8 protein-coding genes are annotated in these 13,946 nt (G+C 72.8%); 3 read left to right on the top strand and 5 right to left on the bottom strand.

Translation table 11 applies throughout. The features are described 5' to 3' along the window. Positions 1-83 precede the first annotated feature (83 nt). Together CRV15_RS31200 and CRV15_RS31195 are read left to right on the top strand one after the other, a co-directional pair. The gene (locus CRV15_RS31200) at positions 84-935 is read left to right on the top strand and encodes a hypothetical protein (RefSeq protein WP_009999221.1); all 852 of its coding nucleotides are present in this window, start codon (positions 84-86) and stop codon (positions 933-935) included. 251 nt (positions 936-1,186) lie between these two features. Then, positions 1,187-1,906, top strand: a complete 720-nt coding sequence (locus CRV15_RS31195; RefSeq protein ID WP_003963204.1) for a L,D-transpeptidase — start codon at positions 1,187-1,189, stop codon at positions 1,904-1,906. Between the two features lie 471 nt (positions 1,907-2,377). Here CRV15_RS31195 and CRV15_RS31190 read toward each other — a convergent pair whose 3' ends face one another. The 5 genes from CRV15_RS31190 to lanL all read right to left on the bottom strand — a co-directional run bounded on the left by CRV15_RS31190 (position 2,378) and on the right by lanL (position 12,772). Continuing rightward, positions 2,378-7,222, bottom strand: coding sequence for a beta strand repeat-containing protein (locus CRV15_RS31190; RefSeq protein ID WP_003963203.1), 4,845 nt, complete (start codon positions 7,220-7,222; stop codon positions 2,378-2,380). Positions 7,223-7,404: 182 nt separating this feature from the next. After that, entirely contained in the window at positions 7,405-8,259 is an 855-nt protein-coding gene (locus CRV15_RS31185) for an ABC transporter permease (protein WP_003955215.1), read from the bottom strand. Then, entirely contained in the window at positions 8,256-9,524 is a 1,269-nt protein-coding gene (locus CRV15_RS31180) for an ABC transporter ATP-binding protein (RefSeq protein WP_003963202.1), read from the bottom strand. Before CRV15_RS31180 ends, CRV15_RS31185 begins: the two co-directional genes overlap by 4 nt. 285 nt (positions 9,525-9,809) lie before the next feature. Continuing rightward, positions 9,810-9,962 carry a VenA family class IV lanthipeptide gene (locus CRV15_RS36145; protein ID WP_009999218.1) on the bottom strand — a complete coding sequence of 51 codons (153 nt, stop codon included), beginning with the start codon at positions 9,960-9,962 and terminating at the stop codon, positions 9,810-9,812. 44 nt (positions 9,963-10,006) lie between these two features. Beyond that, positions 10,007-12,772, bottom strand: coding sequence for a class IV lanthionine synthetase LanL (lanL, locus tag CRV15_RS31175; protein WP_003955211.1), 2,766 nt, complete (start codon positions 12,770-12,772; stop codon positions 10,007-10,009). Between the two features lie 412 nt (positions 12,773-13,184). On the opposite strand from lanL, the gene CRV15_RS31170 reads away from it, so the two are divergent. Then, complete coding sequence (locus CRV15_RS31170; protein WP_003963201.1) at positions 13,185-13,835, top strand: CatB-related O-acetyltransferase; 651 nt, start codon at positions 13,185-13,187, stop codon at positions 13,833-13,835. The last annotated feature ends 111 nt before the right edge of the window (positions 13,836-13,946 follow it).

Below are 13,946 nucleotides of genomic sequence, written 5' to 3'. Positions count from 1 at the left end.
CGGCGGCGGAACTCCAGGAGCGGGACCCTTGGCATCCCCCCAGGCCGGACCGGGATGTCAGAGGGGGCCACTACCGTTCTGACATGACATCCGAACCATCCCTGCCCCGGGGCTCCGTTGCCGCTCCGGAGCCCCGGACCGCCCCGGACGGCGACTGGAACCGGCGGCTCGCCGACGCCTTCGCCGTGCTGCTCGGCCGCCCCCTGCGGGAGTACGGCCCCGACGCGGTCCACGCCGCCTCGATCGACGGCAACCTCCTGTACGAGACCGGATTCCGGCAGGACCCCGCCTGGGTCCGCCCCGAGGCCCTGAGCGGTGCCGAACCGGTCGTCTGGGACTGCCCCGTGTTCGACGAGGCCGAACGGGTCCCGCACTTCGACGCGAGCGGGTCGGTCTTCGAGATCCTGGCACCGGAGGGGGAGGCGACGGCGCTCCCGGAGGACTTCGTCGCCGCGCTCGACGCCGTCTGCTTCGGGCGGCGGCTGCTCCGGGGCGCCGACCTCGTCCCGCTGCTGGACCGGTACGGCGTCGATCTCACCGACCCCGCCCTCGCCGGGAACTGGACCGTCTTCTTCCCCCGGCTTGTCTCCGACGGCACTCTCCTCGACGCCCTGAGGGCCGCGCTCGACCTCGGCCACGGCCCCGATGACCTGCTGTCCCTCACGGCGGAACCCGACGAGGAGTGGGCGGAGAGGCTGGCCGCGATCGAACACCCCGGACTCCGCGCCCACCTCGGCCACTTCTGCACCGACGGCGAGGAGGGGCTGATGCCCGTGTTCGACGACGACAGGGCGGGCGGCCTCAAGGCCGAGGGCTGCGAACAGGTCATCGGCTGGGAGGACGGGCACGGCCAGGTGGACATCAGGGTCGTCCGGCTGAGCGACCGGGTCGCCGGAGTCCGCCGTGCCCCGGACCGTCCCGGGAGGGCAGGGTGAGGGCGGACGGGGACGCGGCCCACAGCGGGCCGTGATCCCGTCGCACCGGAGCGACGGGGCGGAAACCGCTGCCCGGCCCCGTCGGCCCGGCGGGTGGACCTCTTGTGCCGCCCGTCCCCCCGCGGGTGCCATCCGGGTGGTCGTATGCGGCCAAGGGTGCCCTTCTCGGCCGGGTCCGCTTGAGGGCGCCGGGCGGTGGTGAAAGGGGAGACACGGGGTCCGGGTCGGGCCGGGGAGGTGAGGAGGGCGTGATGGTGTCGGGTCGGCCGGTTCCGCGGGGGGCCGGGCTGCTGGTGGCGCTGACCGTTCTCGGGCTGTCCCCCCTGTCCGCGCCCGAGGCGGTGGCGGCCGAGGAACCACCCCCGGCCGTGGCCGGAGCGGCGGAGGAGTGCGACCCGGCGACGGGGCCGTACCAGCGCCAGGTGGAGGAGCACCTCGGGCTGGTGGTGGACGGGAGGCAGTCGGCCGGGGACTGCGCGGCGATCGCCGCGTTCCAGCGGAGGCACGGCATCGAGCCCGCCCGGGGGTACGCGGGGCTGTTCACCCACCGGGCGGTGATGTGGCAGCGGGCGCTCGCCGAGGGGGACGCCATCGAGGGGTGCCCGGACACCGGCGGGATCGTGGTGTGCATCGACAAGAACCGGCAGATCCTGTGGGTGGAGGAAGCGGGCCGGGTGGTCTTCCGGCCGGTACCGGCCCGTACGGGGATGCCCGGATACGGGACACGGACGGGCTGGTTCGAGATCTTCCGGCGGGAGCGGGAGTTCTGGTCGACCCAGTTCGAGGGGCCGATGCCGTTCGCCCAGTTCTTCAGCGGCGGACAGGCCCTGCACGCCAGCTACCGGCCCATCTTCGAGGACCCCGGCTCCCACGGCTGTGTCAATCTCCGTTACGACGACGCGCGAGCGCTGTGGAGCGGCCTGGGGATCGGCGACCGGGTGTATGTGTGGGGGACACGGACCGGCGACTGACGGTCCCGTTGCCGGCCCTGGCCCTGGCCCCTGTCCTGCACGCCGCCGCGCGCCGCGGGGGCGGCCAGCGGGAGACGGTGGCGGACACCGGCAGCCCGACCTGCTCGGACGCCGCGCCCGGAGGCTCCTCCCCGCTGCCCTCCCGGCTGTCCTCCCGCCCGGATGACGGCTGCGACGGCTGCGGCCGGGTGAGGGGGATGACGCGCAGTTCGCGCCCTTCCGGACTCACCGCCGGACCGGACTCCATGCTTCTCCCCGTCCCTGTTCCCTTCCCCCCCCCGGAGCCATCGGCAGGTCCCCCGGCCGATCCCTGACGGCAGCCGGGCCCAGGAGAGAAGGCACACGGCGGGCGGCCGACAGCGCGGAGCGCCGGGCGGGGATCACCCGAACGCGGGGCGGGCCCGCCCCGCGTTCGGGTCCGGACAGCGGTGGTGCCCGGCACCCGTGGGCGCCGGGCACCACCCGGAATGATCAGGCGGCGCGCTCCTCCTTCGCCCTCTTCTCCTTGTCCTTGGGCTTGACCGTTCCGCTCGTGGTGCAACGGGGGTCGTCACCGCGCGGCGGACAGTTGGTGCCGGGGGTGTCGGAGACCACGGTGTTGAGCAGCTTCAGATCCCCGAAGGCCCGGCTGTATGTGGTGACCGAGAAGGTGATCATCGCGCTCTCACCGGGTGCGAGGGCCCCGCTCCAGCTCAGGACCGGCTCGTCGTAGCTGACGGTGCCGCGGGTGGCGGCGGCGTCCCCGTTGTAACGGGCGTCGTCCAGCAGACCGGTCAGATCGTCGGTGAACGAGGCGGGGTCGGCGGCGGTGTAGCTGGTGCCGCCGGTGTTGGTCACCGTGATGGTGTACTCGACCGCCTCTCCCGCCTTCACGGTGGCGGGGCCGTTCTGCTTCTTGACGATGGTCAGCCCCGGGCGGCCGTTGACGGGCGTGTCGGAGGTGTCCTCGTTGTTCCCCGGGTCGGGGTCGGGGTCATCGCCCGTCACCCGTACGGTGTTGACGATGGTGCCGGTGGCGTCGTCGGCGACCGTGCCGGACACCGTCACCCTGACGCTCTCCCCGACGGGCAGTGGCCCGCCGACGCAGGTGAGCCTCCCGGAGCCGATCCCGCATCCGGCACTGGTCGTGACCGGGTTCTGGATCTGGGCGGGAATCGCGTCGGTCAGCGTCCACCCGGAGGAGTCGCCGGGGCCGTTGTTCGTCACGGTGATCGTATAGCTGATCCGGCCGCCGGGGTCCACCGACGCCGGTCCCGTCTTGGACACCGCCAGGTCCGCTTCCACCGGTGGCGGCGGGGTGACGTCCGTGGTCGTGGTGTCGGTGTTGTTGTCGGGGTCCGGGTCGGGGTCGTCGCCGGTGACCTCCACGGTGTTGACGATCCGGGTCGCGTTCGGCGCCGCCGTGCCGGTGAGGCCGATCCGCACGCTGTCGCCGACGGCGAGTGCGCCGCCGGTGCAGGTCAGCGTTCCGCCGCTGATGGCACAGCCGGGGGTGGTGGTCGCGGCGTTGTTCAGTCCGGCGGGGAGCAGGTCGGTCAGTGTCCAGCCGGTGGAGTCGGAGGGTCCGTTGTTGGTGACGGTGATGGTGTAGGAGACGGTGCCGCCCGCGTCCACGGACGCGGGTCCGGTCTTGGCCACGGCGAGGTCGGCCGACCGGCCCACGTTCGTCGTGGTGGTGTCCTCGTTGTTGTCGGGGTCGGGATCGGAGTCGTCGCCCTCCACCGTGGCGGTGTTGACGATCCGGCTGACGCTCGCCGAGGCCGTGCCGGTCAGGGTGATGGTGGTGCTGTCACCGACCGCCAGGGCACCGCCGGTGCAGGTGAGCGTTCCGCCCGTGATCGAACAGCCGGGGGTGGTGGTGGCCGCGTCGCTCAGCCCGGCCGGGATCGGGTCGGTCACCGTCCAGCCGGTGGAGGGGTCGGGCCCGTTGTTGGTGACGGTGATGGTGTACGTCACCGTGCCCCCGGGGGAGACGGCCGCCGGGCCGGTCTTGGTGAGGGCCAGGTCCACTTCCGCCACCGGGAGCGGGGACACCGTGGTCGTGGTGGTGTCCTCGTTGTTGTCCGGGTCCGGGTCGGGGTCGTCGCCCGTCACCTCGGCGGTGTTGGTGATCGTGCCGACGGCCGTCGCCGTGCCGGTGAGGCTGATCTCCACACTGTCGCCGACGGCGAGTGCGCCGCCGGTGCAGGTCAGCGTTCCGCCGCTGATCGTGCAGCCGGGGGTGGTGGTCGCGGCGTTGTTGAGTCCGGCCGGGATGGGGTCGGTGACGGTCCAGCCGGTGGAGTCCGACGGTCCGTTGTTCGTCACCGTGATCGCGTAGGAGACTCCGTCCCCCACGGTCACCGCCGAGGGTCCGGCCTTGGTCAGGGAGAGGTCGACCGAGCGGGTGACATCCGTGGTGGTGGTGGACTCGTTGTTGTCGGGGTCCGGGTCGGGGTCGTTCCCCTCCACCGTCACGGTGTTGACGACGCGGGTGGCGTTCGGCGCCGCTGTGCCCGTGAAGGTGATGCTGGTGCTGTCGCCGACGTCGAGTGCGCCGCCGGTGCAGGTGAGCGTTCCTCCGCTGATGGCACAGCCGGGGGTGGTGGTGGCCGCGTTGTTGAGTCCGGCGGGGATGGGGTCGGTGACGGTCCAGCCGGTGGAGTCCGACGGTCCGTTGTTCGTCACCGTGATCGTGTACGAGACCTGCCCATCGGCCGTCACCGTCGCGGGGCCGGTCTTGACGATCGCCAGGTCCGCCGAGGGGGTGACGTCCGTGGTGGTGGTGTCGGTGTTGTTGTCGGGGTTCGGGTCGGGGTCGTCGCCTTCCACGGTCGCCGTGTTCTCGATGGCGGCGGTGCCCGGTGCCGCTGTGCCCGTGAGGGTGATGGTGGTGCTGTCACCGACCGCCAGGGCACCGCCGGTGCAGGTGAGCGTTCCGCCCGTGATCGAACAGCCGGGCGTGGAGGTGGTCGCGCCGGTCAGCCCGGCCGGGATGGGGTCGGTCACCGTCCAGCCGGTGGAGTCGTCCGGCCCGTTGTTGGTGACGGTGATGGTGTACGTCACCGTGTCCCCGGGGCCGACGGCCGCCGGACCGGTCTTCGTCAGCGCCAGGTCCACCGCCGCCGTGGTGATGTCCGTGGTGGTGGTGTCGGTGTTGTTGTCCGGGTCGGGGTCGGGGTCGTCGCCGGTGACCGTCGCCGTGTTGGTGACGCTCGTGGCACCGGGGGCGGCCGTGCCGGTCAGCTCGACGGTGGTGCTGTCGCCGACGGGGAGTGCGCCGCCGACGCAGGTCAGCGTCCCGGCGCTGATGGCACAGCCGGGGGTGGTGGTGGCCGCGTTGTTGAGTCCGGCCGGGATGGGGTCGGTCACCGTCCAGCCGGTGGAGTCGTCCGGCCCGTTGTTGGTGATCGTCAGCTCATAGGCGATCTCCCCGCCGGGGTTGACGGCCGCCGGGCCGTCCTTCGTCAGCGCGAGGTCGGCCTGCGGCGCGACATACGGGATCGTCACCGTGTTGCTGGTGTCCTGGGCCAGCTCGCCGTCGGGAGCGGTACCTGTGGCCTGGCCCGTGTCCGTGATGCTGCCCGCCGTCACATCGGCCGTCGTGGTCGTGTAGGTGGCGGTGCAGTTCACCGTGGCGCCGGGGGCCAGAGGAGTGTTCGGGCAGCTCACCTCCGGGGTGCCGGGGCCGTTGTCGGTCACCTGGAGGTTGGTGAGCGGCACCTGCCCGTTGTTGGTCACCCGGAAGACATAGACGATGGTCTCACCGGCCCCGCTGAAGCTGTCCTGGTCGGCGGATTTGGTGACCGTCAGGGAGCGGAGTGGAATGTCCACCTCGTTGCTGGTTCCGCTGACCTCGTTGCCGTTGACCGTGCCGGTCACGGACGCGGTGTCCGTGATCACGCCGTTCGCCGCGTCCGTGGCCCGCGCCGTGTAGGTCGCCATGCACGTCATCGACGCGCCCGCCGCGAGTGAGGTCGAGGGGCAGGAGACCGCGGGGCTGCCCGGACCGGTGTCGGTGACGGCGATCGCGTCGAGCGTGGCGGGGGCGGTGTTCGTCACCACGAAGGAGTACGTGATCACATCGCCGGTCGCGAAGGTCGCCGCGTCCGCCGACTTGACGATGGTCGGCGAGCCCGGGACGGTGACGGTCAGGGTGGCCGGGTCCGGCGGGTCGACACCCGACACGGTGATGTCGGCGGGCTCGTTCACATAGGTGCCCGGCGTGTTCGACGTGACATCGACGGTGAACGTGCAGGATGTCGCCCCGGCCGCGAGGACCCCGCCGGACAGCCCGACCACCCCGGTGCCCGCTACGGCGGTGAGCGAGGCGGAGCCGCAGGTCGTGGCCGCGTTCGGGGTGGCGGCGACGGTCACACCCGAGGGCAGGTTGTCGGAGAACGAGAAGCCGTTCTTCTCCGCCAGCTCGGAGGTGTTGGTGACGGTGAACGTCAGCGTCGAGACACCGCCCTGCGGGATCGAGGCGGGGCTGAAGCCCTTGTCGAGCTGCGGGGTGACATCGAGAATCCGGAGGTTGTCATAGGCGTGGTCATTGCCGAGCCCGCTGCCGTTGGCGTTGGTCATCTTCACGCCGACGGCCGACCCGGTGAAGAACACCGACGAGTCCGAGGCGAACGAACCCGCCTGGATGGGGCGCGGCCCCACGTTGTACGTACTGGAACGCGGGTCGGTGCACGGGTTGATCGCCTGGTCGCTGGCGGGGATGTCGGGGCCCGCGCCGGTGAGGAAGAAGTTCAGCAGCGGAGCCGACACCCCGCAGTTCACAGCGGCCACATCAACCGAGAAGGTGATGAAACGGTCGGAGGTGGAGAGCGGGATCGCGTTGACCGTCTGGATCTCGACCTTGTTCGCCCCCGGGTTCGCCCCGTCGGTGTAGGCGGAGACCGCGTGGTTGTTCGCGGGTGTCGCCGAGCCCACCACCCGGCCCAGCACATTGGCCATGTACTTCAGCTCGGCCATCGCGGTGGCGTTCTGGTTCTGGCAGGCGGCGTTGTTCGACCCCGACTGGTCGAGGATGATCCCGTTGCAGTGCGCGGCGTCGATCCACGCGGGTGCCGCCGTGTACTTGGCGTTGACCGGCGGCGCGCCGGTATAGGCGCTCAGCAGGATCGGCGTCTGCCCGGTCCCGTTCTCGAAGTCCTCGGAGTAGACGGCGGACGGGCCCTGCGGCAGACCGGGCGCTCCGGGCGCCGCCGCCGCGTGGGCGGTGCCCGCCGGCGGGAGGGCGACGCCCAGGGCCACCAGGTGGGCCCCGAGAACGAGGCCCGTGGAGAAGAGGGCGCCGAGGCGGCGCCCTCTTCGGGGGGAACCACGCATGTCGACAGGTACTCCTTTGTCGGTTCACGGCCCCCCAGCGGCACACACATACCGCACAGCCACCGCGACCACGCGGACGGCCGGGGCCAGCGCGGTGAACCTCACTCAAGGGGTGCCGCCCGATCAGCCACCTGGAGCACGCACCGGCCCGCCCGGCGCGGGCCCCGCGCCGGGCCGCCCCGTCACTCCGGGCGGCCGAAGCGCCGGGCCGCCCACAGCAGCGCCACCGCACCGGCGGTCAGGAGCAGGGCGGCTTCGAGGAGCGCGGGTGGCCGCCAGCCGCCCCAGGTGATGCCGCCGACGGCCAGATGCTCCGGCACCCGCAGGGCGATGCAGCGGTGGAGCAGGTCCACCCCGTGGGCGAGCGGATTGACGGCGGCGAGCGGCTGGGCCCACCCGGGCAGGGCGTCCAGCGGGAAGAAGCCGCCGGAGAGAAAGAGCAGCGGCATCATGACCATGCCGAGGAGTACATGGAATGTCTCGGCCCTGCGCAGGCCCACGGCCACGGCCAGGGCCAGGGCGGTGATGGTGAACGAGGTCAGGAGCATGCCCGCGAGCAGCAGCCCGAGCAGCAGCGGGTCGTAGGGCAGGCCGACCGCTCCGACGAGGGCGAGCAGGACGGCGCCCTGCGCGGCGGCGACCAGGGTGCCCCCGGCGCAGCTCCCCAGCAGCAGGGTGGAGCGGCTGACCGGGGCCATCAGCAGTTCCCGCAGATAGCCGCTCTCCCGGTCGGTGATCAGACGGATGCCGACCAGGATGGCCGGGGTCTGCACCGTCATCATCAGCATGCCCGGGAAGAGATAGGTCTGGTAGCCGACGCCCAGGGAGGCGGCGGGGATGAGGGAGGCCAGCCCGCCGCCGAGGATGAGGAGGTAGAGCACGGGGTGGAGCAGCGTCAGCGCGGTGTGGACGCGCTGGCCCGCCAGGCGCAGCAGATCGCGGTGGACCAGGGCGTGGATCGCGCGCAGTTCGTGCCGCAGCCGGGTCGGCCGTTCACCGGGGGAGCCGCCCCGGGCCGGGTGGGCGGGCGCGGTCATCGTCCGCCGCCGGTCTCCGCCATCGTTCCGCTGCCACTGCCGTCGTTCCCCGGGCCACCGCCCTTACCGGCTCCGGCTCCGGCTCCGGCTCCGCCGCCGTTCCCGTTCCCGGTTCCGTTCCCGGCTCCGGCTCCGGTTCCGGCTCCGGTTCCGGTGGTGAACGGGGGCGGGTCGGCCGCCGCTGCCCGGCCGGGCGGGCGGACGGTGTGGAGGCTGCGGCCGGTGTGGTGGAAGAAGACGTCGTCGAGTGTGGGCGGGGTCGCGGAAGCGGCGTGCACGGCGATGCCGTGGCCCTCCAGCGCCGCGCAGAGACGGGGGACCCAGACACTGCCGTCGGGCACCCGCAGACAGATCCCGCCGGTGTCCACCGCGACGGCGCGGGCCGTCGGTGCCCTCCGGTGCACGACCTGCCGCGCCGTCATGTCGTCGCTGGTGCGCAGCGTGACCCGGTCGTCCCCGATGGCGGCCTTCAGCGCGCGGGGCGTGCCCTGCGCCACCAGACGGCCGCGGTCGATGATGGCGATGCGGTCGCAGTTCTCCGCCTCCTCCAGATAGTGGGTGGTGACGAAGAGCGTGCTGCCGTCGCGGTCGCGCAGGGTGCGCAGGTGCTCCCAGACCTGGGCGCGGGCATGCGGGTCGAGCCCGGTGGTGGGCTCGTCCAGGAACAGCACACGGGGGGCGTGCAGCAGTCCGCGGGCGATCTCCAGACGGCGCCGCATACCGCCCGACAGGGTGCGTACGGGGGCGTGGCGGCGGTCGGTCAGCCCGGCGGTCTCCAGCACCTCCGCCGCGCGCAGCCGGGCGCGGCCCCGTCGCATCCCGTAGAGACGCGCGTGGATGTGGAGGTTCTGTTCGACGGTCAGGTCCGGGTCCAGGGCGCTGTGCTGGAAGAGCAGGCCGACCTGCTCCCTGACCCTCCGGGACCGGGTGAGCACATCGGCGCCCGCCACCGTGGCCCGCCCGGCGGTGGGGCGGGCCAGGGCGCACAGCAGGGCGATGGTGGTGGACTTCCCGGCGCCGTTCGGGCCGAGGAAGGCGAAGGTCTCCCCCTGGTACACATCCAGGTCCAGGCCGTGCACGGCGTACGTGGTGGTGCCCTCGGGGCCCGGGTAGCTCTTGACCAGACCGCGCGCGCAGATGGCGGGCGCCTGCTCGGGAGCGGGGTGCGCCGGGGGGTGCGGGGCGGCGCGGGCGGTCGGCGGGCGGGGCGCTCGCGGTGTGCGGGACGTTCGGGTGGGCACGTCGTCACCGGCGGGTGGCTGCATGGGTCTGGTCCTCGTCTGCGATGTCTGCGGTATCTGCGACGCCCGCCCCCGTTCAGGAGCGCGGCCGGGGATGGGCTCGGGAGCGGGCAGGGGATCGGCGGCGGACACGGGCCCGGGACCGGGCACGAGCACGGGGCCGGGGACAGAGGCGCGGGACGGGGCAGGAGCGGGGGGCCGGGGACAGAGGCGTGGGACGGGGCGCGAGCGGGCGAGCGGGGTGGGAACGGGGTGGGCCATCCGGCCGGCGGCTGTCCAGGGGAGCTGCCGACCGGATGGTGTCTACCTTCAGCAGGTGATGCCGATGCAGACGCTGTTGAGGAGGGTCAGCAGACCGACGCAGGCGCAGGTGTTGGCGAACGCCTCGCCGTCGACACCGACCGGGTCCGTCTCCGGCAGGGCGTGCAGGCGGGCCAGCAGGTCGAGGTCGTGGTTCTCCATGGTTCTCTCCTTCTCTTGATACGAGCGGCAGGGATTCCCGCCGCTCAAACCGGCAACTGGACCATCCAGTGCCGGGGGTCTGCGTGGCGGAACCTGAGCAGGAAGGCCAGGATTCCGGCGGCCCCGTCGCTCCAGCCCGTCGATGTCTCCCCGTACTCGTTGGGGAAGACGACATGGCCGTCGCGGTGGGCTCGTTCGGCGAGAATGAGGCGGGCGAGCTGCCCGGCCCTGGCGCGGTGGACGGGCTCGCCCGTGGCGTCGGCGACGTCCAGCAGGAAGTCGCCGTTGCCCGCCAGGCCGTGGCACTGGCTGACAGGGGCGCGGGAGGCGCGTTCCGTGACGGCGCGCGTCCCGCGGCGGGCGAGGTCACCGAATCTGTCGTCGCCGGTGACCTGCCACAGCCGGATGAGGAAGGCGCCGATGCCCGCCGTGCCGTGGCACCAGTACGCAGCCGTGGGCGCGTCCCCGGCCTGCGTGGGCCACTGGGCCTCCCCACCGACGAGGACCACCTCCGAGAGCAGGTGCTCCCCGGCCCGCACGGCCAGCTCCCGGTGTTCGCCGCAGCCCGAGAGGGCCGAGGCGCCGAGGAGGAAGCAGCCGATGCCCGCGAGCCCGTGGGCGAAGCCGAGATAGCGCTTGCCGGTCTCCTCGGAGACGGCTTCGGCGGGAACCGGCCAGCTCACCCCGAACGGGCCGTGCTGCGCGGCGGCGGCCAGCCGGCCGGCCGCGTCGACGACCCGTTCGGCGAGGCGCGGATCGCCGGTGCGGGACCAGAGATGGAGGGCGGCGAGTCCGCTGCCCGCGGTGCCGTGGGTGATGTCATGGCTGGGTGTGGCGTGCTGCGGTGCCAGCGCCAGGGCCAGCGCGTGTTCGACGAGCCCCCGGTCGCCGACGGCCCGTCCGGCGTCGTACAGGGCCCAGGCGGTTCCCCGGCCGCCGAAGTGCAGCCCGGGGCGGACGGAACGGGTGTCGGTGCGGTCCGCGATCCAGTGGCCCGCGGTGGAGATCAGGTCGGGCAGGCGGGGATCTCCGGTGAGTTCGCCGTACCGCGTCAGGACGGCCAGGACACCGGCCGCGCCCTGCTGCACGGTACAGGGGTCGGTCTCCCCCGCCATGGTGGACACGGGCCACAGCCGCCGGTCGTCCTCCGGGGTCATCGAGTCGACGAGGTGGTCCACGATCCCGGCGATGGTGTCCCGCAGCTCGTCGTCCCGCACCTCGTGGAAGGGCGCTTGGCGGACGGGCGCTTGGCGGACGGGTGTGCCGGGGACGGGTGTACTGGGCGACGGCGCTCCGTGCTCCGGCGCCGCGCGATGCGGCGGTCCGTGATCCTGCCCTTCGCCGTCCCGCGCCGGGTACGCCTCGCGCAGGGCCGCGCGGGCCCGGCCCGGGTCCCAGCGCTCTGCGGGATCGTCCCTCATCAGTCCGAGGACCATGTCCACCACCGCGTCCGGCAGCCGGAGCGGCCCGGTACACGCGGCCAGCCAGTCGGCGAGCCGCCGCTCCGCGCTGCGGTCGGCGGGCTTCTCGGGCAGCAGGTTCGGCACCTTCCCGGCCAGGACGAAACAGATGGTGGCGCCGAGGCTGTAGTAGTCGGCCGTCGGCGAGACGGGGGCGTCGACCAGGCGTTCGGGGGCGCTGAAACAGGGTGTGCCCACCCGGGTCGGCAGGGCCGTTCCATCCGTCAGAGCGGCGAGTTCCAGATCGATGAGGCGCAGTTCGCCGTCCGGGCGGACCATGACATTGCCCGGGGTGAAGTCCCGCAGGACACAGCCGTGGGCATGGGCCGCCGCGACCAGCTCCACCAGCCGTACGGCCTGCTCCGGCGCGTCGGCGCCGTACCGCTCGCCCCCGGCGTCGCGGAAGTGCTCGGCGACCCAGGTGCGCAGCGGGACGCCCGGCACCTCCTCCTGCGCCAGGAACAGATGCCCGCCGTGCTCGAAGAGCGCCAGCGGCTCCGGAGCCAGCCCGGTGCCCCTGAGCTTCTCCAGCGTGCGGGCCTCGGCACGCAGCCAGTCGCGGACATCGCCGCCGGAGGCGTCGGCCTCCACATGCGGCCGGGTCTCCTTGATCACCACAGGGGCGCCCGTGTGGACGTCCGTGCCCCGGTAGACACCGCCCTTGTTGGTGTGCCGGATCGCCTCCCGTACCGAGAAGCGACCGCCGAGCAGCACCGGGCCGCTCGCGGCGTCCGCCGGGCGCGGCGGGGCGGGCACGAGGGCGGGGAACGGGGAGACCGCCCAGGACGGCGGGGAGTACTGGCCGGTGCGCTTGTCCTCGACGGGATTGCCGTCGGGGTCCTCGATGAACCACACCAGCAGGCCCTGTTCCGACAGCCGCCGCCGGCCGACGAAGGACCCGTAGCGGTAGTGCACCAGGCTGCGTACGGCGTAGGGCTGGTCGGACAGGATGCGGGGTCCCGGCAGCCCTGCCGTGACCCGGTGCAGCTCCTGTGCCAGCCGGGCCGCTCCGGTGTCCGAACAGGGGTAGACGGTGATGAACTTGCCCGAGTTCCCCCGGGGGGTGGCGCGGGAGTTGAGTGTGCCGACCTGGTCGAGCGAGCGGGCGAACTTGAACGCGGACTTCTCCCGCAGCAGGACGTCCAGGGCTCGGGCGAGGACCGTCGGCGCGGAGGTGACCGTGGCGGACACGTGCAGTTTCCACCCCTGTGCGCGCCGGTTCCCGGACCGGGGCGTGACCTGGCACCACATCTCGTCCGTTTCGGTCGTCCAGCTCGCGCCCGTGCCCGTGGTGTCCAGCGCCTGTCGAAGAAGGTCTTCCAACTCGGCTTCGGTGGTGTCGCTTGTCATGCGTGTCCCTCTCAACGGTGGGGAGAACCCGCTGATGAGACCATGCCCTATGACATGGGCACACCAAAAGTCATCCGCTTGGAACTCACCTGATCCGGCGAGCGCACGGGCCTGTTCCGGCCCTCGGGGACCGCGCCCCGGCGCGGGTATCGGCGCGCGGACACCGGGACGCGGGGCAGGGGGCCGCCCCGGTCGGCGGTCCGGTGAAAACGCCTGTACCCGGAGGGCGCAGTGCGACGATCATGGACCGGACCGGACCGGACCGGACCGGACCGGACCGGACCGGACCGGACCCGGACCCGGAGCGGACCGGACCCGGACCCGGAGCGGACTGGACCGGACACCGGACACCGGACCCGGAGCGGACCGGGCCCGGTGCCGGACAGCGACGAGGAAACGAGGGAAACGCCCCATGCCTGTGCCCGCCGACCCGACGGCCCTGCACCCCATGCCCGAGCAACCGCGGGTGGTGCTGCTCAGACCGCTGGTGACCTCCCCGCTGATCGAGGTCGGGGAGTACTCCTACTACGACGACCCGGACGACCCGACCGCGTTCGAGACCCGCAATGTGCTCTACCACTACGGGCCCGAGAAGCTGATCATCGGCAAGTTCTGCGCGCTGGGCACCGGGGTCCGGTTCATCATGAACGGTGCCAACCACCGGATGGACGGCCCCTCCACCTTCCCCTTCCCCGCCATGGGCGGCTCCTGGTCGGACCACTTCGACCTGCTCACCGGCCTGCCCGGCCGAGGGGACACCGTCGTCGGCAACGACGTCTGGTTCGGCCACGGCACGACGGTCCTGCCCGGCGTGCGGATCGGCCACGGCGCGATCATCGGCACCGGCTCCGTGGTCACCTCGGACGTGCCCGACTACGGGATCGTCGGCGGCAACCCGGCCCGGCTCATCCGGACCCGGTACAGCGCGGAGGACGTCGCCCGGCTGCTCGCCGTGGCCTGGTGGGACTGGCCCGCGGAGCACATCACCGACCAGGTACGGACGATCATGTCGGGCAGCATCGACGAACTGGAGGCCGCGGCCCCGGCCGCCCCGCGCGGATGACACCCGTACCGGGACGACGCCCCGTGCGGGGGTGACCCCCGTACCGGGACGCCCCGCGCGGGCGGCGCCCGTACAGCCGCCGACGGAAAAGGGGATGCCCCGGGGCCCGGG

It is taken from the genome of Streptomyces clavuligerus (assembly GCF_005519465.1).
Classification (GTDB): Bacteria; Actinomycetota; Actinomycetes; order Streptomycetales; family Streptomycetaceae; genus Streptomyces; species Streptomyces clavuligerus.
Note: the sequence above shows the minus strand (reverse complement) of the source record. Positions and strands in the feature narration are given on the sequence as shown.

Bases quoted from the DNA above. Each gene is read 5' to 3' on its own strand.
- CRV15_RS31200 (WP_009999221.1), top strand. From the start codon at position 84: ATGACATCCGAACCATCCCTGCCCCGGGGCTCCGTTGCCGCTCCGGAG.
- CRV15_RS31195 (WP_003963204.1), top strand. From the start codon at position 1,187: ATGGTGTCGGGTCGGCCGGTTCCGCGGGGGGCCGGGCTGCTGGTGGCG.
- CRV15_RS31190 (WP_003963203.1), bottom strand. From the start codon at position 7,222: ATGCGTGGTTCCCCCCGAAGAGGGCGCCGCCTCGGCGCCCTCTTCTCC.
- CRV15_RS31185 (WP_003955215.1), bottom strand. From the start codon at position 8,259: ATGACCGCGCCCGCCCACCCGGCCCGGGGCGGCTCCCCCGGTGAACGG.
- CRV15_RS31180 (WP_003963202.1), bottom strand. From the start codon at position 9,524: ATGCAGCCACCCGCCGGTGACGACGTGCCCACCCGAACGTCCCGCACA.
- CRV15_RS36145 (WP_009999218.1), bottom strand. From the start codon at position 9,962: ATGGAGAACCACGACCTCGACCTGCTGGCCCGCCTGCACGCCCTGCCG.
- lanL (WP_003955211.1), bottom strand. From the start codon at position 12,772: ATGACAAGCGACACCACCGAAGCCGAGTTGGAAGACCTTCTTCGACAG.
- CRV15_RS31170 (WP_003963201.1), top strand. From the start codon at position 13,185: ATGCCTGTGCCCGCCGACCCGACGGCCCTGCACCCCATGCCCGAGCAA.